Below are 20,159 nucleotides of genomic sequence, written 5' to 3'. Positions count from 1 at the left end.
TCGAACATCATTGGAGAAGTTATGGGATTTCTCGCAGGTAAGCGAATCCTGATCACTGGCTTGCTGTCCAACCGCTCGATCGCCTACGGCATCGCAACGGCCTGCAAGCGCGAAGGCGCCGAACTCGCCTTCACCTATGTCGGCGAGCGGTTCAAGGACCGCATCAACGACTTCGCCAAGGAATTCGGCAGCAGCCTGGTATTCGATTGCGATGTCGGCAGCGACGAGCAGATCGCCGCCACCTTCGCCGCGCTCGGCCAGAGCTGGGACAAGCTCGACGGCCTGGTGCACTCGATCGGCTTCGCTCCGCGCGAGGCCATCGCCGGCGACTTCCTGGAAGGCCTCTCGCGCGAATCCTTCCGTGTAGCGCACGACATCTCCGCCTATAGCTTCCCGGCGCTGGCCAAGGCCGCCCTGCCCATGCTGTCGGACAAGGCCTCGCTGCTGACGCTGACCTATCTCGGCGCGGAGCGCGTGGTTCCGAACTACAACACCATGGGCCTGGCCAAGGCCTCGCTGGAAGCCAGCGTGCGCTACCTGGCAGCCTCGGTTGGCCCGCGCGGCATCCGTGCCAATGGCATTTCCGCCGGCCCGATCAAGACCCTGGCTGCCTCTGGCATCAAGGGTTTTGGCAAGCTGCTGGGCCACATCGAGGAGGCAGCGCCGCTGCGCCGCAATGTGACCATCGACGAGGTCGGCAACGTGGCTGCTTTCCTGCTGTCCGACCTGTCCAGCGGCGTGACCGGCGAGATCACCTACGTGGACGCCGGCTTCAATACGGTCGGCGCCAGCCTGCCGGAAGAAGCGTAATCCCGGCGCGGCCGCCTCTCATGGCGGCCGTACGCAAAAAAAAAGGGGCGCACGCCTTCGGCCCCCTGCCGCTGCGGCTCGATCGCCGCGTCGTGCGGCAGCGCTGGCAGGGCCACCAGCTGGCTGGGGCCGCCGGCGGCGCGCTCCAGCCGTTCGGCATAGGCGAAGGGAATCACCTCGTCCGCGCGGCTGTGCACAAGCAGCAGCGGCAGCACCGATTTTCGCAATTGCGCCTCGTTGTCCCACGGCTCGGGAAGCAGCCTGGCCATCCACGCCGGCACCCGCCCAGTCACAACCGCCGCCTCGCGCGCGGACGTGAAGCCAGCGGCAATCACCAGGCCCGCAGGCGCCGGGCGCAAGGCGGAGATCACGTCCAGCAGCACGCCGGAACCCAGGGAAAAGCCCATCACATAGCGCCGGCTGGCCCGCGGCGTCATGGCAAGGAACTGCCCGTACGCGGCCAGGCCGTCCTCATGCAGGTTGACCACGCCGGGCTTGCCGCCGCTGGCGCCGTAGCCGCTGTAGTCGAATACGCAGGACGAGACCCCGTTGTGGTAGAGCAGCGCCTGCGCACTGGCCCAGTCGGACAGGTTTTCCTCGTCGCCGTGATAGATCAGCACGGCGGGCGCGTCACCGCCCCGCGCCAGGACGCAAGAAGCACGCAGCATGCGCGCGCCGCTGGCAAACGCGAACTGGCGCGACGCGACGCCCAGGCGGTCCGGCGTCAACGCGTCAGCCGCGCCGGCCGGCTTGGGCTCGAACGCGTCCTCCTCGACCGCCAGGAACAAGGCATGGCGGACTACAGTGGCCAGCGTCAGCAGGCACGCGCCGCCAGCCAGCCAGTAACGCAGCCTCCTGCCAGCGCCTGTGTTGGACTTCGCCATGGGATTAGCCTCGGGAAAGGCGCCGTGACAGAAACAAGGACCACGGCCAACTCCGAAATCTTAGTCCGGACTGGCAGCCAGCGGCAGCGCATCCGCGATGTTCGCGATGCGATGGCCGCTTCAGGACGACGAGAAATGCGGGGAGGGATACTGGGAGAAATGCTGGGGCAATGCTGGGGCATACTGGAGAATGGTCCGCCCTACACGATTCGAACGTGTGACCGCTCGCTTAGAAGGCGAGTGCTCTATCCAACTGAGCTAAGGGCGGACGAGGAACTGCTGAAATGCTGAAATGCTGAAGACTTCGCATGCGGCTGAACGCTTAGGCAGCGAAGCCCGGTATTCTACCTCAGCATCAGCGTATCCGCGCCCTCCCCGGGCAGCCGCTCGGCCATGCCGATGCTTACCGTGTAGGAGATCGCATCCGGCTCGGACGGGCACGGTGTGGCGCGCACCAGCGCGCTTAGGCGCACGCTGATCGCCCGGCCCTGGTCCAGCGCGGTGCCGGGCATCACGATGCCAAACTCCTCCCCGCCCAGCCGGCCGGCGAAATCGTCGGCGCGCACGCTCTTGCGCAGCAGGCCGCTGAAGTGGCGCAGCACGCTGTCGCCGGCCAGATGGCCGTAGAGATCGTTGATGGCCTTGAAGTGATCCAGGTCGATGAACGCCACGGTCAGCGGGCGTTGCTGGCGATCCGCTTGCTTGCAGGCTTCTTCCAGCGCTTCCCAGTAGGGTCCGCGCGACAGCACTTCGGTCAGGTCGTCATAGCTGGCGCGGCGCTCAAGGCGTCGGCGCAGGCCATCGTGGGCGAGCAGCGCGAAGCTCACAGCCAGGCTGACAATGCCAAAGGCGTGCAGGACGGTGAACGTTTCCCGGGGCGGCCGCTTCGCCAGCCACGCAAGGCCGGCGGGCAGCAGCGTGAGGTCGATGGCTTGATAGACGCCCATGGCCACGCAAGCGAGCGCGATCAGCCCGAGCGACAGCGCCGCCAGGCGGCCGGTGCCACGCTTGGCGGGCACCTGCGGCGCCACCACGCGCAGCAATCCCAGTGAGAGATAGAGATTGGCCAGGATAAAGACAAGCGCCGGCTCTGTCGGCGCCCCCCCCGTCCAATCGAAGTAGGCGGCATTGGCCAGCACCGCGAGGTTCAGCAGGCAAAGCGCAAGCACGCCGCCGCGCTTGCCGAAGAAGCAACGCGTGCCATAGACCATCGAGGACAAAGCCGCCGTCATCACCAGATCCACCTGGTTGAGCGTAAGCCATTCAGGCAGATAGTCCTGCGCAGCAAGCAAGACGGTGGCTGCGGTGACCAGCAACGCACCCGCCACCCAAGCATTCAAACCGGCGCGACCCATGCCCGGTGTGCGCTGCAAGACTGCGAACACTACCGCCATCTGCAGCCCGAACAGGCCCGCAACCAGCACACTAACCTGCGACTGAAACATGATTTCCCCGTCCAACTTGGCAGGCGGCGTTCCGTCACGCCGCCATGCGCCTCGGGACCCGCGCGGACCCAAGGTTTTCGCCATACTTTCTTTTTTAGCTTCTGACCGTCTTCATGCGCCCCGGCGGACAGGGGCTGGGCCTCGCGACAGTGGCGAGGGCACTCTTATTCTCATGTCCGGCGCCGGTCCCGCAGGCGGCACGAATTGCCTCTGCGCCTGACCAGGCGCGGGGCGCGGCCGCTGCGGTGTGCGGATTATGTCAGCGCTTGCGACCAAGTCAAGCGAACCTTTTATCCAGCAAACCCAGCGGCAACGCTCACACCGGCGGGCGCCTTGCCTGGCCGGTGCAAAAGTAAAATTTGACCCCAGCCCCGCTGCCGGGCTACAATCCGACGCTTCGGGGCGTAGCGCAGCCTGGTAGCGCATCTGATTTGGGATCAGAGGGTCGCATGTTCGAATCATGTCGCCCCGACCAGTATTTAGCAATAAGATCAAAGGCTTAGACCGTAGGGTCTAAGCCTTTTTTTGTCGTCTGATTTTGTCCCGGCCTGCTCTGGCCGCCTTGGCCACACGGCCTTCCGCACGTTCTTCCGCCCTTGCTTCAGTGCACCGCAATAACCCGTGGCCGTGCCATGAATATGGGATCCCCTGCGCGCCTAAAACACCGACACTGGCACTGGGCGGATCCGCGAACCGCCCACACCACTTTTAGCCCGCAACCCACCCGGCGGCGGGCTTTTCCTCGTGTTTTCGCGTGCGGACCGGGGAAGGCCGAATGCGCGAGTCTACGCGTGGGAAGGCCGAATGCGCGCGCACCGCGCCCCTAATGCACACCCATGATATAATCGCGCGTTAGCCCGGGGTTTATGCAGCATGCCCTGTAACCGGGCGCCCTTGCCGAAAAATGCAGCCATCACACTGCAGCGCGGTATCCAGCGCAGTTCGGCAAGCCACCGGGAACATCTTGCCCGCTTCATTGCCCCCGCGCCTATCACGGTAGCACGGCCGCATTAGTTTGGGCCGCAACCGGCAAGGCAATCGGCCGGGCACTGACGCGCCCCCTGGCGATTCCCTAACGTGGACCTTTTGTTGCACGTGCTTTTTTTGCCGTGCCGGTCCGGGTCAGCTTGCCTCCCGCAACTTCAAGGCGCAACCAAGCAAGCCGGCGCTTGTCACTGCTGGCACCCGGACCTCGCGAGCATGCAGGCATGCCTGCCGGCGCTCGTCTCACCGGATTTACCTAAATTCATGCAGCCCAAGGCTGCCGTAAAGGAAGAAGATTGGCTAAGGAAGAACTTATCGAATTTGGCGGCGTTGTCTCGGAAGCCCTGCCGGACAATCGTTACCGCGTGACGCTGGAAAACGGCGTGGAAATCTGGGCCTATGCCTCGGGCAAGATGCAGAAGCACCGCATCCGCATTCTGGCGGGTGACCGCGTGACGCTGGAAATGTCGCCCTACGATCTGACCAAGGGCCGCATTAACTTCCGCCACAAAGTCTGATCTTCTTCCGCGCTCGCCGCTGCCGGCGAGCGTTGCGCTAAACCGCGCTCCAGGGCACCGCATCGCGGCGGTCCTGCCCTGGGAAACATCTGGCCTTTGCCACCTGCAAGCATCGACAAGAACGGTTCCACTGAAATAATCATGATGGCTGTTCCATCCTGACACCTCAGGCCTGGAGTTCTGGTCGATGCAGGTAGCTTACCGGCCGTTGCCGCCTTCCCGTTTCGCCCCAGGCTGCCACCGCTTGCGGCATGCATGACTCGCCACAGGCGCGTCATCGAGCGGTGCCATGCTGCATTCCCGCCGGGTGTTTGCCCGTCTTGCACGCACCTGCGTGCGTGGCCATACTCGGAATATCCCTTGCGCCCCTTTCCCCTTTAGCTTGAGCACACTGCTCTCATGAACCTGATCCTGTGGCGCCATGCCGAAGCCGAGGAGTTGTCCGGCGCGCTTGGCTTTTCCCGCAATGCCGACCTGCAGCGCCCCCTGACCCGACGCGGACATAAGCAGGCGGATGCCTCCGCCGCGTGGTTGCGCGGCCACCTGCCTCCCGGCACACGGGTAGTCTGCAGCCCCGCGCTGCGCACTCGCGAGACCGCCGCCGCCCTGCGGGAGAACGCGGAGGTGTTGCCCGAGCTTGCCCCGGGCGCCGATGTCAGCGCGGTGCTGGCCGCGATCAACTGGCCCCAGGGCGCCGAGTACACCGTGCTGGTCGGGCACCAGCCGTGGCTTGGCCAGCTTGCCAGCCTGCTGCTGGCGGGCTCGGAAATGAACTGGAGCGTGCGCAAGAGCGGCATCTGGTGGCTGTCGGGCCGCACGCGCGAAAGCGAATCGCAGGTAGTGTTGCGCGCCGTCATCAATCCGGAATTTCTCTAGCATTTTTCAGCACCCCGCACCCGCGCGGCCCGGCTTTCCGGGCTGCCGTCACTGAACCGTCACGACGGCTTCACGGCACTGTCACCTGCCCTCTCTACATTCGACCGCAACAGTTTCGTCACCGAAAGGACATACTGATGCGAGAGCTCCCGACGCCCACCCAGCCGTTGTTCGATTCCCTGCCCAGTGGCCTCTCCGGCCATTCGGCGCGGAGGCGTCTTCATCGCCAGCAACCTGCACAAACACATGAACAAGCGCATGACCAGCCTGCTTTCAGCGTGGCGTGGGCGCGTCACCAGGATGAAGTAGAAGAAGCGCAGCGCCTGCGCTACAAGGTCTTCGCCGAAGAAATGGGCGCCAGACTGAACCCGTCGAGGCCGGAACTTGACGTGGATATGTTCGACGCCTATTGCGATCACCTGATCGTGCGCGATACGGCCACGCTCAAGGTCGTGGGCACCTACCGCGTGATGGCGCCCCACCAGGCCAAGCGTATTGGCTGCCTCTATGCCGAGTCGGAATTCGACCTGGTGCGCCTGGCTCACCTGAAGCCCAAGATGGTGGAACTGGGCCGCTCCTGCGTGCACCGTGACTACCGCTCGGGCAGCGTGATCATGGCGCTGTGGGGCGGCCTGGGCGAGTACCTGCAGCGCTGGGGCATCGAATCGATGCTGGGATGCGCAAGCGTGCCGATGAGCGATGGCGGCCACTACGCGGCCAGCCTCTACCGGGTCTTTGCCGAGCGCGCCCTGGCGCCGATCGAGTACCACGCGTTCCCGCGCCTGCCCCTGCCGGTCGATGAACTCAACCAGACGCTGGACGTAGAGCCGCCCGCGCTGATCAAGGGTTACCTGCGGCTAGGCGCGCGCATCTGCGGCATGCCGGCATGGGATCCCGACTTCAACGTGGCGGACTTCCTCACGCTGCTGCGCGTGAACGACATGAACCCCCGCTATGCGCGCCACTTCCTTGGCCTGAACCGCGGCGCCTGAGCCCGCGCGAGGCGCGTGGCGCGTCCGCCATGGCCGCTGAGGCTGGTCGAGCGGGGGCAGCCATCCGGCTGCCCCCGTGCCTTGCCTAGGCGTACACCACCTTGTAGCGCTTGCCGATGCGTTCCCACTCATCGGCCTCCTGCGCCAGGCTGTATTCAACCAGCGGGTTAGCCTCGATCCAGGCCTTCGGCAGGCGCACCTCGAAGCCTTCGTCCAGCGCATCCGAACGCTGGCCCACCGTGATCTCCGGCAGCGGCTCGTCGGCGCGGCGCCGGCATAGCACGAACGCCAGGCGCAGGCTGAAGAGCATGCGCCAGTCGAGGAACTTGCCGCTGCCGGAGAGCTTGCCGAGCTTGCCGGCATGCCCGAGCAGCAGCGTGGCCAGCCGTGCCTGGTCGGTCTTCGAGAAGCCCGGCATGTCGGCGTGCGTGGCAATGTAAGCCGAGTGCTTGTGATAGCCGCTGTGCGAGATCGTCATGCCGATCTCATGCAGCCGCCAGCCCAGCCCAGCAGTGCAAGGTTGTCGTCGCGACGCTCATTGCGCGGCTCGGGAAACTGCGCCAGCAGGCCCAGCGCGGCCTGGCGCACGCGCTGGGCCTGCGCACGGTCGACCCCATAGCGGCGCATGAACTGATCGACGGTGATGGTACGCATGTCCTCGTGGTGCGTACGGCCCAGCAGGTCGTACAGCACGCCCAGGCGCAGCGCGCCATCGGTGACGTCCATGCGATCGATGTCGAGCTCGGCGAACACGCCGAGCATGATCGACAGGCCGCCCGGCAGCACCGGGATGCGATCCGCCTTCAGGCCCACCAGCTTGACCCGGTTGGCGTTCTCCGCCTTGACCAGCGCGCGCTTGAGGCGCTCCAGCCCTTCGCGGGTGATGCCATGCTCGGCCGGGTTATCGTTCATGCCATTGAGCTCGATCAGCTCGGCCAGCGCCCGCGCCGTGCCGGACGAGCCCACGGCCTGCTGCCAGCCGGCAGCGCGGTACTGGCGTACCAGCACCTGGATCTCCCTGCGCGCGGCCAGTTCCGCCTGCTTCATCGCGTACTCATCGACGTTGCCGCTGGGGAAGAACTGGCGGCTATGGGAGACGCAGCCGATGTAGAGGCTTTCCATCAGCTTGGACGTGTAGCCGCTGCCGATGATGAACTCGGTCGAGCCGCCGCCGATATCGACCACCAGCCGGTTGCCCGAGCAGGCCGGCGCATCGTGCGAGGCGCCAAGGTAGATCAACCGCGCTTCTTCGCGCCCGGCGATCACTTCAATCGGGAATCCCAGCGCATGCTCGGCCTCGATCAGGAATTCCGAAGCGTTCTTGGCTACCCGCAGCGTATTGGTGGCCACCGCCCGCACCTGGTCTGGGGAGAAATCGCGCAGGCGGTCGCCGAAGCGCCGCAGCGCGTCGATGCCGCGCCGGCGGGCCGGCTGGTCCAGGTACTTGTCCGGCGTCAGGCCCGCGGCCAGGCGCACCGGCTCGCGCAGCGCGTCGACCTGGAATAGCTGGCTGGCTGGCCCGGATGCGGTCAAGCTCTCGTCCACCCGCCCGATCATCAGGCGGAAGCTGTTTGAGCCCATATCGACGGCGGCCAGCAAGCGAGGGGTTTGGTTCATCGCGGTAGGAAATGTGGGTAAAAGCCGCAAGCCGCGGCATCAATAACTGTGTTGGGCAATTGGGTTCGCCCAACCGTAGAAAATATGTCTTTATCATGTCTGTATCGTGACAAAATCACATTGTCATCAATTTGACATGATTCTATGAAAAAGTCGCCGCATTACCAAAAGAAGGTCATGCCAATGTCGACAAGCCCACCCGGCACGCTGCTCAACCGCGAAATGGGCCTACTGGAATTCAACACAAGAGTGATGGCGCAGGCGGCTGACGCCAACGTGCCATTGCTTGAACGTCTGAAGTTCATCTGTATCGTTTCAAGCAATCTGGACGAATTCTTCGAGATCCGCATGGCCGGCTTGAAGGAGCAGATGCGCGACAATCCGTCCGGCATCACGCCCGACGGGCTTTCCTTGCAGCAGGCATACCAGATTGTCACGGAACGCGTGCAAACGCTGGTGGCAATGCAGTATGACATGCTGCAAAACGTGATTTTCCCCCTGCTGGAAAAAGAAGGGGTGTTCTTTCACCTCGCCCCCACCTGGAACGAGGCGCAACGTGAATGGGCGCGCGATTTCTTCATGCGCGAACTCGGCCCGGTCCTGACGCCGATCGCGCTGGACCCGGCCCACCCATTCCCGCGGGTGCTCAACAAGAGCCTGAATTTCGTCATTGAGCTGTCGGGCAAGGATGCCTTTGGCCGGGAGGCCGACCTGGCCATCGTGCAGGCGCCCCGCGCGCTGCCGCGTGTGGTCCGGATGCCCGAGCAGCTCTCGGGCTATCCCTACGGCTTTGTGCTGCTGTCGTCCTTCATGCAAGCCTTCGTGCATGAGCTGTTCCCCGCCATCAAGGTCAACGGCTGCTATCAGTTCCGTGTCACCCGCAACTCTGACCTGTTCGTGTCGGAGGACGATATCACGGACCTGCGCGAAGCACTGCAGGGCGAATTGCCTACCCGCCACTTCGGCGACACCGTGCGTCTGGAAATCTCGGCCGATACCCCGCCGGCCATGGCACGCCGCCTGCTGCTCGAATCCGGCCTGGGCGAGCAGGATGTGTACCGCGTAAGCGGCCCGGTCAACCTGGTGCGGCTGATGCAGATCCCCGACCTGGTCGACCGCCCCGCCCTCAAGTACCCGCCGCACGTGCCGGCGCCGGTCAAGGTGTTTGTGCCCGGCGCGTCGATGTTCGACGCGATCCGCCAGCAGGACGTGCTATTGCACCATCCCTACGAGAGCTTCAGCTCGGTGCTCGACCTGCTGCAGCAGGCTGCCGTCGACCCCGCCGTGGTGGCCATCAAGCAGACCGTCTACCGCACCGGCAACGAGTCGCCGGTAATGGAAGCGCTGATGACCGCGGCGCGCAACGGCAAGGAAGTCACGGTAGTGGTGGAATTGCTGGCACGCTTTGACGAGGAAACCAATATCAACTGGGCCGAGCGGCTCGAATCCGCCGGCGCGCACGTGGTCTATGGCGTGGTTGGCCACAAGTGCCATGCCAAGATGCTGCTGATGGTGCGGCGCGAACTGGAAGGCCCCAAGAGCAAGCAGTTCAAGCTGCGCCGCTACGCCCACCTGGGCACGGGCAACTACCATCCGCGCACCGCGCGGCTGTACACCGACTTTGGCCTGCTCACCGCCAACGAGCAGATCTGCGAGGACGTCCAGCACGTGTTCCAGCTGCTCACCGGTACCGCTGGCACCATCCGCCTGAATCACCTGTGGCAGTCGCCGTTCACCATGCAGAGCAACCTGGTGGAGCATATCCGCGCCGAGGCCCGCAACGCCCGCGCCGGCAAGCCCGCGCGCATCATGGCCAAGATGAATGCCCTGCTGGAGCCATCGATCATCGACGAGCTTTACAAGGCGTCGCGCGCCGGCGTGAAGATCGACCTGATCATCCGTGGCGTCTGCGCACTGCGCCCGGGGGTGCCGGGCCTGTCGGAGCACATCACCGTGCGCTCCATCGTCGGGCGCTTCCTCGAGCATCACCGCGTCTACTACTTCCTGGCCGACGGCGCGGAAGTGGTCTACCTGTCCAGCGCGGACTGGATGGACCGCAACCTGTTCCGCCGCGTCGAAGTGGCATTCCCGGTGCTGGACAAAGTACTGAAGGCGCGGGTCGTCAAGGAGAGCCTACGGGTGCACCTGAACGACAATGCCTCCGCGTGGATCATGCAGTCCGATGGCAGCTACGTCCGCAAGCACACCAAGTCCAAGCAGCCGCACGTCAGCCAGAACGACCTGCTGGCCCTGTTTGGCAGCGCTTGAGGATCGAGAGCGGCATGGCGCGCCATGCCATGCCATCCCAACCCAAACACCGTGAGCGGGCTGGTCAGGCCGCCTTCTGTGGCGACTGGCTAGGCTGCGGCAAGGCGCTTGGCGTATAGCCGCTGCGATCGAACGGGAAGACCACGCGGAACACGCTGCCACGTCCCACTTCGCTGGTGATGCGCAAGTCGGCATGGTGGCGCGACAACACATGCTTGACGATGGCGAGCCCCAGCCCTGTGCCGCCGGTATCGCGAGAGCGGCTGCGATCGACCCGGTAGAAGCGCTCGGTGAGGCGCGGGATATGGTCGGCAGCGATGCCCAGGCCCGTATCGGTGACCGAGAAAATGGCGTGCTCGTTCTCGTACGTCAGCGCAATGCTGATGCGCCCGCCCTCCGGCGTATAGCGCACCGCGTTGGAAACCAGGTTGCCGAAGGCCGACAGCAGTTCACGCTCCGCGCCACGCAGCACGACGGCCGGATCGATCTGCGCCGAGACCTGATGCTCGCCTTGGGACAACGCCTCGGCGTCGTGCACAAGGTGCGCAACCAGCTCGGCCATGTCGATCCGGTCAAGACTTGGCGGCTGCTCGTCGCTTTCCAGCTTGGCCAGCACCAGCAGGTCCTCGACCAGATGCTGCATGCGCATGGACTGCACCAGCATCATGTCGAGGTAGCGGTTGCGATCCTGCTCCGACACGGGCAGGTCGCGCACCGTTTCCAGGAATCCGGTCAGCACCGTCAGCGGGGTCTTGAGCTCGTGCGAGACGTTGGCGACGAAATCCCGGCGCATCGCCTCGGTGTTCTCCACCTTGGTGATGTCGTGCGTCAGCACCAGCTTGCGGTTTTCCCCGTAAGGCAGTATCTGCACGGCGATCACGCTGCGCTTGTGCTCGCCCATGTCGCGCATCACCAGCGGCTCATCGAAACGCTGCAAGTGCAGGTACTGGACGAATTCCGGACGCCGGATCAGGTGGGTGATGCGCTGGCGCACATCGCGCCGCGCGTTGAGGCCGAAATGCTGCTCGGCCACATCGTTGCACCATTCGATCTGGTCGGCGTCGTCCAGCATCAGCACGCCATTGGGCGACGCCTGGATGGCCTGGATGAAGCGGGTATGTTGCTGCTCGACCTGCAGCACCTGGGTGCGCCAGCGCTTGACCAGGCGATGCAGGCGGTAATACACCTCGCCCCACAGCCCCAGCGCGCTGGGAATCTCGCCATACGCAGGCGCATCCAGCACTTTCCAGAGCCGGTTGATCTGGTAGATGTAGTAAAGCAGATGCCCGAGCAGGCCGACGCACAGCACAGCCAGCGCTGGCACGGGACCAAGGACGAAGTAGAGGCCGGCCGAAGCCAGGGCCAGGAAGATCAGGATGGCCGCCCCAGGATGGCCGCCGAACGGGCCCAGATGACGTTCATGAAGAAGTGAGAAGGTCAGGCACGCGGCAAGACCGCATGGGATGCGGTGGAGTGTGCCACGAAACGGGCAACATGCGACAGCCGCCACGCCGGAAACGACGTGGCAAGCCTGGTATCAATGGCTGGGCGCTCGCGCCAGCCGGTAGCCGCTGCCGCGCACCGTCTCGATCATGTTGCTGTAGCCCCCGGGGGTAAGCGCGGCGCGCAAGCGCTTGATATGCACGTCGACGGTCCGCTCTTCCACGAACACGTGATCGCCCCACACCTGGTCCAGCAACTGCGAACGGCTGTGAACGCGCTCCGGGTGCGTCATTAAGAAGTGCAGCAAACGGAACTCGGTAGGACCAAGGTCGAGCTTGATCAGGCCAGAGTCATCCTGGCCGGTGACCCGGTGCGTGGCCGGGTCAAGGCGCAGGCCATTGATGGCAACGACGTCATCAGTCAGTTGCGGGGCGCGGCGACGCAGCACGGCCTTGATGCGGGCCAGCAGTTCCTTGGGAGAGAACGGCTTGGTGACGTAATCGTCCGCGCCGGCCTCGAGTCCCAGCACCTTGTCCTGCTCTTCGCTGCGCGCGGTGAGCATGATGATCGGAATCTGCTTGGTGCGGTCGTTACTGCGCAGTTCCTTGGCGAAGGTGGCCCCCGACTTGCCCGGGAGCATCCAGTCGAGCAGCACCAGGTCGGGCAGCACGTCGCTCATCAGCGACAGCGCCTGCTCGGCGTTATAGGCCCGGATCGGATAGTGTCCCGCGTGTTGCAGGTTGACCGCGATCAGTTCGGCAATCGCGGGTTCGTCTTCGACAACAAGAATGCTGCTTGGCATGTAATTTTCTCCGCGGTGGCGCCTTAACTCAGCGCTTCGCGCTCCATGTCCTCACGCGAGGCGTGGCGGACGTCGGTTCCCTTGACGATGTAGATGATGAATTCAGCGATGTTCTTGGCGTGGTCGCCAATGCGCTCGATCGCCTTGGCGATAAAGAGGAAATCCAGCGCGACCGAGATCGTGCGCGGGTCTTCCATCATGTAGGTGATGAGCTTGCGCACGAACGCGCGGAATTCGTCGTCGATGGCCTTGTCGTCCTTGACGATCCGGGCGGCGGCCACGGTGTCCAGGCGCGCAAAGGCATCGAGCGCCTGGCGTAACAGCGCGATGGCCAGGTCTCCCGAGAGTTTCACCTCGGAATAATTGATCTGGTGGGCGCCCGCGTCTTCCATGATGTGCTTGGTGCGCTTGGCGATCTTCTCCGCCTCATCGCCGGCACGCTCCAGGTTGGTGATGGTCTTGGAAATCGCCATCACCAGGCGCAGGTCGCGCGCGGTCGGTTGCCGGCGCGCGATGATGTTGCCGCAATCGGCATCGATCTCGAGTTCCAAGGCATTCAGGTGCTGCTCGCGCGCGATGACCTGGTCGGCCAGGCCCGCGTCGAACTCCGAAAGCGCCCGCATGGCGTTTTCGATCTGCGACTCGACCAGACCGCCCATCTGCAGCAGTTTCGTGCTGATGGCGTTGAGGTCGGCGTCGAATTGGGTCGACAGATGCTTGTCAGACATGTTGCTCTCCTAGCCGCTCTATTCGTATGCTATGCGTTATCGGCGTGATGCGCGTAACGCTCAATCAGCCGAAACGGCCGGTGATGTAGTCTTCGGTTTCCTTGCGATGCGGCTTGATGAAGATCTTCTCGGTCTCGCCGAACTCGATCAGTTCACCCAGGTACATATACGCGGTGTAGTCCGAGCAGCGCGCCGCCTGCTGCATATTGTGCGTCACGATCACCACCGTGTACTCGTCCTTCAGTTCCGCAATCAACTCTTCAATGCGCCCGGTCGAAATCGGGTCGAGCGCCGAGCACGGTTCGTCGAGCAGGAGCACTTCGGGGCGGATGGCGATGCCTCGGGCGATGCACAGGCGCTGCTGCTGCCCGCCCGACAAGCCATAGCCCGACTGGTTGAGCTTGTCCTTGGCCTCATTCCACAGCGCCGCCTTGGACAGCGCCCATTCCACGCGGTCGTCCATCTCCGAGCGCGACAGCTTCTCGAACAAGCGCACCCCGAAAGCGATATTGTCATAGATCGACATGGGGAACGGCGTGGGCTTCTGGAACACCATGCCAACCTTGGCGCGCAGCAGCGCGATGTCCTGCTTGGCAGTCAGCAGGTTGTCGCCATCCATGTTGATCTCGCCCTCGGCGCGCTGCTCCGGGTACAAGGCGTACATCTTGTTGAAGGTGCGCAACAGCGTCGACTTGCCGCAGCCGGACGGGCCGATAAAGGCCGTCACCTTGCGCTCGGGGATCGACATATTGACGTTCTTCAACGCATGGAACTGGCCGTAGTAGAAGTTCAGGTTGCGCACGTCGATCTTGGCGCGGGTCGTGTCGGGAATGTCGATGACGGTCGAGGTCATGCTCGTCTCTCGCAAAGAATGTTGGGAATGCCGTGCGGCTAGCGCGCTGCCGGTCATTTCTTGAACAGCATGCGTGCCAGGATATTGAGCGCCAGCACACCAACGGTAATCAGGAACACGCCGGCCCAGGCCAGCTGCTGCCATTCGACAAACGGGCTCATGGCGAAGCGGAAGATGGTCACCGGCAGGTTTGCCATCGGCTTGTTCAGGTCGCTGGTCCAGAACTGGTTGGACAAGGCCGTGAACAGCAGCGGCGCGGTCTCGCCGGCGATACGCGCGACCGCCAGCAGCACGCCGGTGACGATGCCTGCGTACGACGACTTCACCGTGATCGACAGCACCATCTTCCACTTGGGCGTGCCAAGCGCGAAGGCGGCCTCGCGCAGCGCGTTCGGGACCAGGTTCAGCATGTTCTCGGTCGTGCGCACCACGATTGGAATCTGCAGCAACGCCAGCGCGCAGATCCCGGCCCAGGCGGAGAAATGCCCCATGCGGGTCACCACCAGCGCGTAGACGAACAGGCCGATCACGATCGACGGCGCCGACAGCAGGATGTCGTTGATAAAACGGATGAGGCTGGCCAGCGGCGAAGTCTTGCCGTATTCGGCCAGGTAGATGCCCGCCAGGATGCCCAGGGGCGTTCCGCACAGGGTGGCCAGGCCAACCATCACGAAGCTGCCGTAGATGGCATTGGCCAGGCCGGCGGTATTCGGCGCTGGCGTCATCTGCGTGAACAGGTCCATCGACAGGCCGCCCACCCCCAGCGAGATGGTGGTCCACAGGATCCAGGCCAGCCAGAACAGGCCGAATCCCATGGCGCCCAGCGACGCGGTCAGGGCATAGAAATTGGTGCGGCGGCGGCGTGCCTGCAGGCGCGTGCGCATGGCATCCGCATCTGGGCTCACGGCCGGAATCGAGGAGGAGGAAGACATCGCGGCTTGGCTCATTTTGCGCCCTCGCTCTTGGCCAGGCGCAGCAGCAGGATCTTCGACAGCGCCAGGACCACGAAAGTGATGAAGAAGAGGATCAGGCCAAGTTCCATCAGCGCGGCGGTATGCAGGCCGGCGCCGGCCTCGGCGAATTCATTGGCAAGCGCCGAAGTAATGCTGTTGCCCGGCGAGAACAGCGAGGCGTTGTCCAGCAGGTTGGTATTGCCGATCACGAAGGTGACCGCCATGGTCTCGCCCAGCGCACGGCCCAGGCCCAGCATCACGCCACCGATCACGCCAGCACGCGTGAACGGCAACACCACGCGCCACATCACTTCCCAGGTGGTGCAGCCTACGCCATAGGCAGATTCCTTGAGCAGCACCGGGGTGACTTCAAACACGTCGCGCATCACCGAAGCGATGTAGGGAATGATCATGATGGCCAGGATCACGCCGGCGCACAGCAGGCCGATGCCCAGCGGCGCGCCCTGGAACAGCTTGCCGATCAGCGGCACCTGGCCAACGGTGGCGGCCAGCGGCTTCTGGAAGTACTCGCCGAAGATCGGCGAGAACACCAGCAGGCCCCACATGCCATAGACGATCGAGGGCACGGCGGCCAGCAGTTCGATGGCGGTGCCGAGCGGGCGGCGCAGCCAGGCCGGCGACAGCTCGGTCAGGAACAGCGCAATGCCAAAGCTGATGGGCACCGCAATGATCAGGGCGATCAGCGACGTGACGATGGTGCCGTAGATCGGCACCAGCGCGCCATAGACGTCCGCTGGTGGATCCCATTCGGCGGTCCACAGGAAGCGCAGGCCAAAGGCCTCGATGGAAGGCCATGCGCTGATCGCAAGTGACACGATGATGCCGCCAAGCAGCAGCAGGGTCACGATGGCGGCGCCGCGTGTCAGGCCAAAACAGGATGTCACCGGTACGGCTAGGCGGCCGCACTGCGGATAGATCGGATGTAGTCGCCATGATGTGGTATTGGAGTTCGTTTAGTTGGCGGCTCGCCGGCTGTGCCGACCGCTCGGGCCGATGGGCCCCTCGCATTGCGTCGTGCGTGCCCGCGCGGGTTGCCGCGTTTGCTGCGCTGCTTCTTTTGGTACTTTTGCTTCTTTGGTTCTTCTACCGATTCAACCGCTTCAACCGCTTCAACCGCTTCTGCTTCTACTGCCTTGCTGTCTTCAATACTGCTGCCACGGTGCTGCTCGCCCGGCGCCTTTTGGGGCGCCGGGCGAGCGCGGCTGTCACGCCAGCCCGCACATGCGGGCCGGGATGGCAGCCAGCCGATCAGTTGTACAGCGCCTTGCCCGAACCGTCCTTGACCGAGTTCTTCCAGGTCGCGCGGATCTGGTTCACCACGGCGTCCGGCAGCGGTACGTAGTCAAGATCGCTGGCCATGTGGCCGCCGCTCTTGTACGCCCAGTCGAAGAACTTCAGCACTTCGGCGCCCTGCGCTGCCTTTTCCTGGTTCTTGTGCACCAGGATGAAGGTCGCGCCGGCGATCGGCCATGCCGTCTTGCCCGGCTCGTTGGTCAGGATCTGGTAGTAGGTCTTGCTCCAGTCGGCGCCTGCCGCTGCTGCCTTGAAACCGTCATCGCCAGGCTGAACCACTGCACCGGCAGCGTTCTTCATGTTCAGGTGGGTCATCTTGTTCTGCTTGGCATAGGCATACTCGACGTAGCCGATGGCGCCGTTCAGGCGTTGCACGAAAGCGGCCACGCCTTCGTTACCCTTGCCGCCGGTGCCACCACCCGGCCAGTTGACCGTGGTGCCCTCGCCTACCGAGCTCTTCCAGTCCGGGCTGACCTTGGACAGGTAGTTGGTGAAGATGAAGGTCGTGCCCGAGCCATCGGCGCGGCGTACCGGCAGGATGTCCTGGCTCGGCAGCTTGGCGTGCGGGTTCAGTGCCTTGATCGCGGGATCGTCCCACTTCTTGATCTTGCCCAGGTAGATGTTCGCCAGCAATTCGCCGGTGATGGTCAGCTCACCCGGCTTGACGCCTTGCAGGTTGATCACCGGCACCACGCCGCCAATCACCGTGGGAAACTGCACCAGGCCTTGCTTGGCCAGTTCTTCGTCCTTCAGCGGCGCGTCGGACGCACCGAAATCGACGGTCTTCGCGCCAATCTGCTTGATGCCGCCGGACGAGCCGATGGATTGATAGTTGACCTTGTTACCCGTTGCTTTCTGGTATGCATCGGCCCACTTGGAATACACGGGCGCCGGGAAAGATGCGCCAGCACCGGTGATTTCCGCCGCGAACGCAGTGCCCGCTACCACCAACGACACGATGCCTGCAACGGCAGTCTTGACCAGCTTCATATGTCCTCCAGAGACATGGTTGGGGAATGACAATTTTTTGACAACTCGAACTTTAAGCCCCGACTATGACAATTCCATGACATCACGAAATCTTCTCTAAAGTTCGCGAGGCCAGCCTCTTTCAGCACATCGATCGGCGCGCCAGCCATGTCCTTCTCACCCGCATCTGGCATTGTGCAATCCCAAAATATCTGCGGTTAATTGCTTTTGATAAAGAAAGAACGCCGGGCAGCAGCCCGGCGTCTCAGCAACAGCTAGTGGCGATGAACCAGAGCCGGCAGCGTTCAGGCCCGCAAAGCGTCCGCCAGCGTCTGCGCTGCCTGCTCGGCGGTCTCGACCTTCTCGGCTTCGACCATCACGCGCACCACCGGCTCGGTCCCCGACGCGCGGATCAATACCCGGCCCCGGCCTTCGAGCTGCGGCTCGATCACGGCGCGCGCCGCGCTCAGGCCCGCGTGGGACTGCCAATCAAAGCCCCTTTCCACGCGCACATTGATCAGCGTCTGCGGGAACAGTGAAACGCCCTCCAGCAATTGCGACAGGGTCTTGCCGCTGCGGCGCAACGCGGCCAGTACCTGCAACGCGGAGACAATGCCGTCGCCAGTGGTGTGGCGATCCAGGCAGAGCAGATGGCCCGAACCCTCGCCGCCAAGCGTCCACTTGCGCTTGTTCAGCTCCTCCAGTACGTAGCGGTCGCCCACCTTGGCACGCACGAACTCCACACCCTGGCGCTTGAACGCGAGCTCCACCGCCATATTGGTCATCAGCGTGCCCACCGCACCCTCCACGGCCTGGCCCGCCTGCAGGCGGTCCTGGACGATCAGGTACAGCAGCTCATCCCCGTTGAACAGGCGCCCATCGCGATCCACCACCTGCAGGCGGTCCGCGTCGCCGTCGAAAGCCAGGCCGAGATCGGCACCATTGGCCTTGACCGCTTCGATCAGTTTTTCCGGAGCCGTCGCGCCATAGCCGGCGTTGATGTTGCGGCCATCCGGCTGGTTGCCGATCGAGATCACGTCGGCGCCGAGCTCATGGAAGACGTGCGGAGCGATGTGATACGCGGCACCATGCGCGCAATCCACCACCAGCTTCAGCTTGTGCAGGTCCTGCTCGTAGGGGAACGTGCTCTTGCAGAATTCGATGTAGCGCCCGGCGGCATCCTCGATGCGGCGCGCACGGCCGAGATCGTCCGAGCGCACGCAGACCATCGGCGCCTCCAACGCTTGCTCGATCGCCAGTTCCACGGCGTCCGGCAGCTTGTCGCCATCGGCGGAGAAGAACTTGATGCCGTTGTCGTAATAAGGGTTGTGGCTGGCGGAGATCACCACGCCCGCCGACAAGCGCAGCGCGCGCGTGAGATAGGCCACGCCCGGTGTCGGCAGCGGTCCGGTCAGCAGCACATTGACGCCTGCCGAGGTGAAGCCGGCTTCCAGCGCGGCCTCCAGCATATAGCCGGAAATGCGCGTGTCCTTGCCGATCAGCACGGTCGGACGCGCCTGGTCTTGCTGCTTCGCGCCATGGGCAAGCACCATGCCCGCCGCATAGCCCAGGCGCATCACGAAGTCGGGCGTGATCGGCGCCTCGCCAACCCTGCCGCGAATCCCATCCGTGCCGAAATACTTGCGTGTCATATGGTCATTCTCCCGTTGTCCAGTGTTGCGGATGCCGAATGCTAAAGGCTAAGCGCGCAATGCTGGATGCCCGCAATCAAAACAAATTTAACTGGCGATTGTTTCATGACGAATGGCCCACCAGGTCTTGAGCGCATCCACAGTTTGTTCCACATCATGCGCACGCACGATGTACGCGCCCCGCTCCGCGGCGCAGACTGCCGCTGCCAGGCTGGCGGCGACCCGCTGCTGCGGCGCACGGCCGCCCAGGATGGCGCCGAGCGTCGACTTGCGCGACAGGCCCACCAGCAGGGGCAGGCCATCCACCGCCAACTGCGCAAGCTGGCCCAGCAGGTGCAGATTATGATCCGGCGTCTTGCCAAAGCCAAAGCCTGGATCGAGGGTGATGCGATCGTCATGCACGCCGGCGGCGCGCAACGCGTCCACCCGCTCACGCAGGAAGCCCGCCACCTCGCCCACCACATCCTGGTACTGGGGCTGCTCCTGCATGGTCTGCGGATCACGCTGCATATGCATCACGCACAGGCCAGCCTGCCCGGCTTGTGCCTCGCTCACCGCCTCGATGGCGCCGGGCATGCGAAAGCCCCAGATGTCATTGATGAGGTCCGCCCCGGCAGCCAGCGCGGCGCGCATGACTTCCGGCTTGTAGGTGTCGATGGACAGCGGCCGGCCGCAGTCGCGCAGCGCCTCGACCATCGGCAGCACGCGCGCCAGCTCCTCGTCCAGCGGCAACGCCGCCGAGCCCGGCCGGCTGGACTCGCCGCCGATATCGATGATGTCCACGCCTTCGGCGATCATGCGCTCGGCATGGCGCAAGGCGGCATCGCGGCCAGCGTGCTGGCCGCCATCGGAAAACGAATCGGGAGTGACGTTCAGGATGCCCATCACCAGCGGACGGCGATCGCGCGCGAAGCGGTAGCGGCCGCACTGGAAACTCAAATCGGTAGAGATCGAAGACAAGATACGAAAAAACGAAAGCGAAGAAAGTTGAAAGAGGCTTTGCGCCTTGCATGCCGGCAAAGAAAAAGCCGGCGCACAAGGCGCCGGCTTC

At 64.0% G+C, this 20,159-nt stretch carries 14 protein-coding genes, 2 tRNA genes and 3 pseudogenes; 6 read left to right on the top strand and 13 right to left on the bottom strand.

Features of this window, described 5'->3' with window-relative positions; translation table 11 throughout:
• The first annotated feature begins 21 nt into the window (after nucleotides 1-21).
• Nucleotides 22-810, top strand: coding sequence for an enoyl-ACP reductase FabI (gene fabI / locus OR16_RS09300; RefSeq protein ID WP_006157711.1), 789 nt, complete (start codon nucleotides 22-24; stop codon nucleotides 808-810).
• Here the strand turns inward: fabI and OR16_RS09295 are convergent.
• The 3 genes from OR16_RS09295 to OR16_RS09285 all read right to left on the bottom strand — a co-directional run bounded on the left by OR16_RS09295 (nucleotide 756) and on the right by OR16_RS09285 (nucleotide 3,139).
• Nucleotides 756-1,694: an alpha/beta hydrolase gene (locus tag OR16_RS09295; protein WP_063709574.1), complete on the bottom strand. Its 939-nt coding sequence runs from the start codon at nucleotides 1,692-1,694 to the stop codon at nucleotides 756-758. The two genes, fabI and OR16_RS09295, sit on opposite strands and share 55 nt — an antisense overlap.
• A gap of 191 nt (nucleotides 1,695-1,885) precedes the next feature.
• Nucleotides 1,886-1,962 (bottom strand) — tRNA-Arg (locus OR16_RS09290).
• A 76-nt stretch (nucleotides 1,963-2,038) separates the two neighbouring features.
• Nucleotides 2,039-3,139, bottom strand: coding sequence for a GGDEF domain-containing protein (locus OR16_RS09285; RefSeq protein WP_006157709.1), 1,101 nt, complete (start codon nucleotides 3,137-3,139; stop codon nucleotides 2,039-2,041).
• Between the two features lie 398 nt (nucleotides 3,140-3,537).
• On the opposite strand from OR16_RS09285, the gene OR16_RS09280 reads away from it, so the two are divergent.
• From OR16_RS09280 to OR16_RS09265, 4 genes are all read left to right on the top strand, one after another.
• A tRNA-Pro gene (locus OR16_RS09280) sits at nucleotides 3,538-3,614 on the top strand.
• Nucleotides 3,615-4,419: 805 nt separating this feature from the next.
• Entirely contained in the window at nucleotides 4,420-4,641 is a 222-nt protein-coding gene (gene infA, locus OR16_RS09275) for a translation initiation factor IF-1 (RefSeq protein ID WP_006157708.1), read from the top strand.
• 399 nt (nucleotides 4,642-5,040) lie between these two features.
• Nucleotides 5,041-5,517: a SixA phosphatase family protein gene (locus OR16_RS09270; RefSeq protein ID WP_006157707.1), complete on the top strand. Its 477-nt coding sequence runs from the start codon at nucleotides 5,041-5,043 to the stop codon at nucleotides 5,515-5,517.
• Nucleotides 5,518-5,654: 137 nt separating this feature from the next.
• Nucleotides 5,655-6,509 (top strand): GNAT family N-acetyltransferase, encoded by an 855-nt coding sequence (locus OR16_RS09265; protein WP_081488726.1) that lies wholly within the window; start codon nucleotides 5,655-5,657, stop codon nucleotides 6,507-6,509.
• An 85-nt stretch (nucleotides 6,510-6,594) separates the two neighbouring features.
• Here the strand turns inward: OR16_RS09265 and ppx are convergent.
• A pseudogene (gene ppx, locus OR16_RS09260) lies at nucleotides 6,595-8,126 on the bottom strand (exopolyphosphatase).
• A 144-nt stretch (nucleotides 8,127-8,270) separates the two neighbouring features.
• Between ppx and ppk1 the strand changes: the two are divergent.
• Nucleotides 8,271-10,394 carry a polyphosphate kinase 1 gene (ppk1, locus tag OR16_RS09255; RefSeq protein WP_081488725.1) on the top strand — a complete coding sequence of 708 codons (2,124 nt, stop codon included), beginning with the start codon at nucleotides 8,271-8,273 and terminating at the stop codon, nucleotides 10,392-10,394.
• 64 nt (nucleotides 10,395-10,458) lie between these two features.
• On the opposite strand, the pseudogene phoR reads toward ppk1, so the two are convergent.
• From phoR to folP, 9 genes and pseudogenes are all read right to left on the bottom strand, one after another.
• Nucleotides 10,459-11,816, bottom strand: a pseudogene (gene phoR / locus OR16_RS09250) (phosphate regulon sensor histidine kinase PhoR).
• Between the two features lie 115 nt (nucleotides 11,817-11,931).
• Nucleotides 11,932-12,639, bottom strand: a complete 708-nt coding sequence (gene phoB, locus OR16_RS09245) for a phosphate regulon transcriptional regulator PhoB (protein WP_006157703.1) — start codon at nucleotides 12,637-12,639, stop codon at nucleotides 11,932-11,934.
• A gap of 23 nt (nucleotides 12,640-12,662) precedes the next feature.
• A complete protein-coding gene (phoU, locus tag OR16_RS09240; RefSeq protein WP_006157702.1) occupies nucleotides 12,663-13,367 on the bottom strand; it encodes a phosphate signaling complex protein PhoU in 705 nt (234 codons plus the stop codon).
• Between the two features lie 64 nt (nucleotides 13,368-13,431).
• Entirely contained in the window at nucleotides 13,432-14,220 is a 789-nt protein-coding gene (gene pstB, locus OR16_RS09235; protein WP_006157701.1) for a phosphate ABC transporter ATP-binding protein PstB, read from the bottom strand.
• Nucleotides 14,221-14,273: 53 nt separating this feature from the next.
• Nucleotides 14,274-15,152, bottom strand: a complete 879-nt coding sequence (gene pstA, locus OR16_RS09230) for a phosphate ABC transporter permease PstA (RefSeq protein WP_423739644.1) — start codon at nucleotides 15,150-15,152, stop codon at nucleotides 14,274-14,276.
• 11 nt (nucleotides 15,153-15,163) lie between these two features.
• A pseudogene (pstC, locus tag OR16_RS09225) lies at nucleotides 15,164-16,127 on the bottom strand (phosphate ABC transporter permease PstC).
• A gap of 315 nt (nucleotides 16,128-16,442) precedes the next feature.
• Nucleotides 16,443-17,477: a phosphate ABC transporter substrate-binding protein PstS gene (gene pstS / locus OR16_RS09220; RefSeq protein WP_006157698.1), complete on the bottom strand. Its 1,035-nt coding sequence runs from the start codon at nucleotides 17,475-17,477 to the stop codon at nucleotides 16,443-16,445.
• 284 nt (nucleotides 17,478-17,761) lie between these two features.
• On the bottom strand, nucleotides 17,762-19,108 hold the full coding sequence (gene glmM / locus OR16_RS09215; protein WP_006157697.1) for a phosphoglucosamine mutase: 1,347 nt from the start codon (nucleotides 19,106-19,108) through the stop codon (nucleotides 17,762-17,764).
• An 87-nt stretch (nucleotides 19,109-19,195) separates the two neighbouring features.
• Nucleotides 19,196-20,059 (bottom strand): dihydropteroate synthase, encoded by an 864-nt coding sequence (gene folP, locus OR16_RS09210; RefSeq protein ID WP_043419098.1) that lies wholly within the window; start codon nucleotides 20,057-20,059, stop codon nucleotides 19,196-19,198.
• Nucleotides 20,060-20,159: the final 100 nt, after the last annotated feature.

The sequence above is a fragment of the Cupriavidus basilensis OR16 genome (assembly GCF_000243095.1).
Lineage (GTDB): Bacteria > Pseudomonadota > Gammaproteobacteria > Burkholderiales > Burkholderiaceae > Cupriavidus > Cupriavidus basilensis_D.
The sequence above is the reverse complement of the archived record's forward strand: the minus strand, read 5'-3'. Positions and strand labels throughout refer to the sequence as shown.

What these genes read in the sequence shown, in the direction of transcription:
- phoU (WP_006157702.1), bottom strand. Translation starts at nt 13,367, where the DNA reads ATGTCTGACAAGCATCTGTCGACCCAATTCGACGCCGACCTCAACGCC.
- fabI (WP_006157711.1), top strand. Translation starts at nt 22, where the DNA reads ATGGGATTTCTCGCAGGTAAGCGAATCCTGATCACTGGCTTGCTGTCC.
- OR16_RS09265 (WP_081488726.1), top strand. Translation starts at nt 5,655, where the DNA reads ATGCGAGAGCTCCCGACGCCCACCCAGCCGTTGTTCGATTCCCTGCCC.
- OR16_RS09295 (WP_063709574.1), bottom strand. Translation starts at nt 1,694, where the DNA reads ATGGCGAAGTCCAACACAGGCGCTGGCAGGAGGCTGCGTTACTGGCTG.
- glmM (WP_006157697.1), bottom strand. Translation starts at nt 19,108, where the DNA reads ATGACACGCAAGTATTTCGGCACGGATGGGATTCGCGGCAGGGTTGGC.
- pstA (WP_423739644.1), bottom strand. Translation starts at nt 15,152, where the DNA reads ATGTCTTCCTCCTCCTCGATTCCGGCCGTGAGCCCAGATGCGGATGCC.
- phoB (WP_006157703.1), bottom strand. Translation starts at nt 12,639, where the DNA reads ATGCCAAGCAGCATTCTTGTTGTCGAAGACGAACCCGCGATTGCCGAA.
- ppk1 (WP_081488725.1), top strand. Translation starts at nt 8,271, where the DNA reads ATGAAAAAGTCGCCGCATTACCAAAAGAAGGTCATGCCAATGTCGACA.
- pstS (WP_006157698.1), bottom strand. Translation starts at nt 17,477, where the DNA reads ATGAAGCTGGTCAAGACTGCCGTTGCAGGCATCGTGTCGTTGGTGGTA.
- pstB (WP_006157701.1), bottom strand. Translation starts at nt 14,220, where the DNA reads ATGACCTCGACCGTCATCGACATTCCCGACACGACCCGCGCCAAGATC.
- OR16_RS09270 (WP_006157707.1), top strand. Translation starts at nt 5,041, where the DNA reads ATGAACCTGATCCTGTGGCGCCATGCCGAAGCCGAGGAGTTGTCCGGC.
- OR16_RS09285 (WP_006157709.1), bottom strand. Translation starts at nt 3,139, where the DNA reads ATGTTTCAGTCGCAGGTTAGTGTGCTGGTTGCGGGCCTGTTCGGGCTG.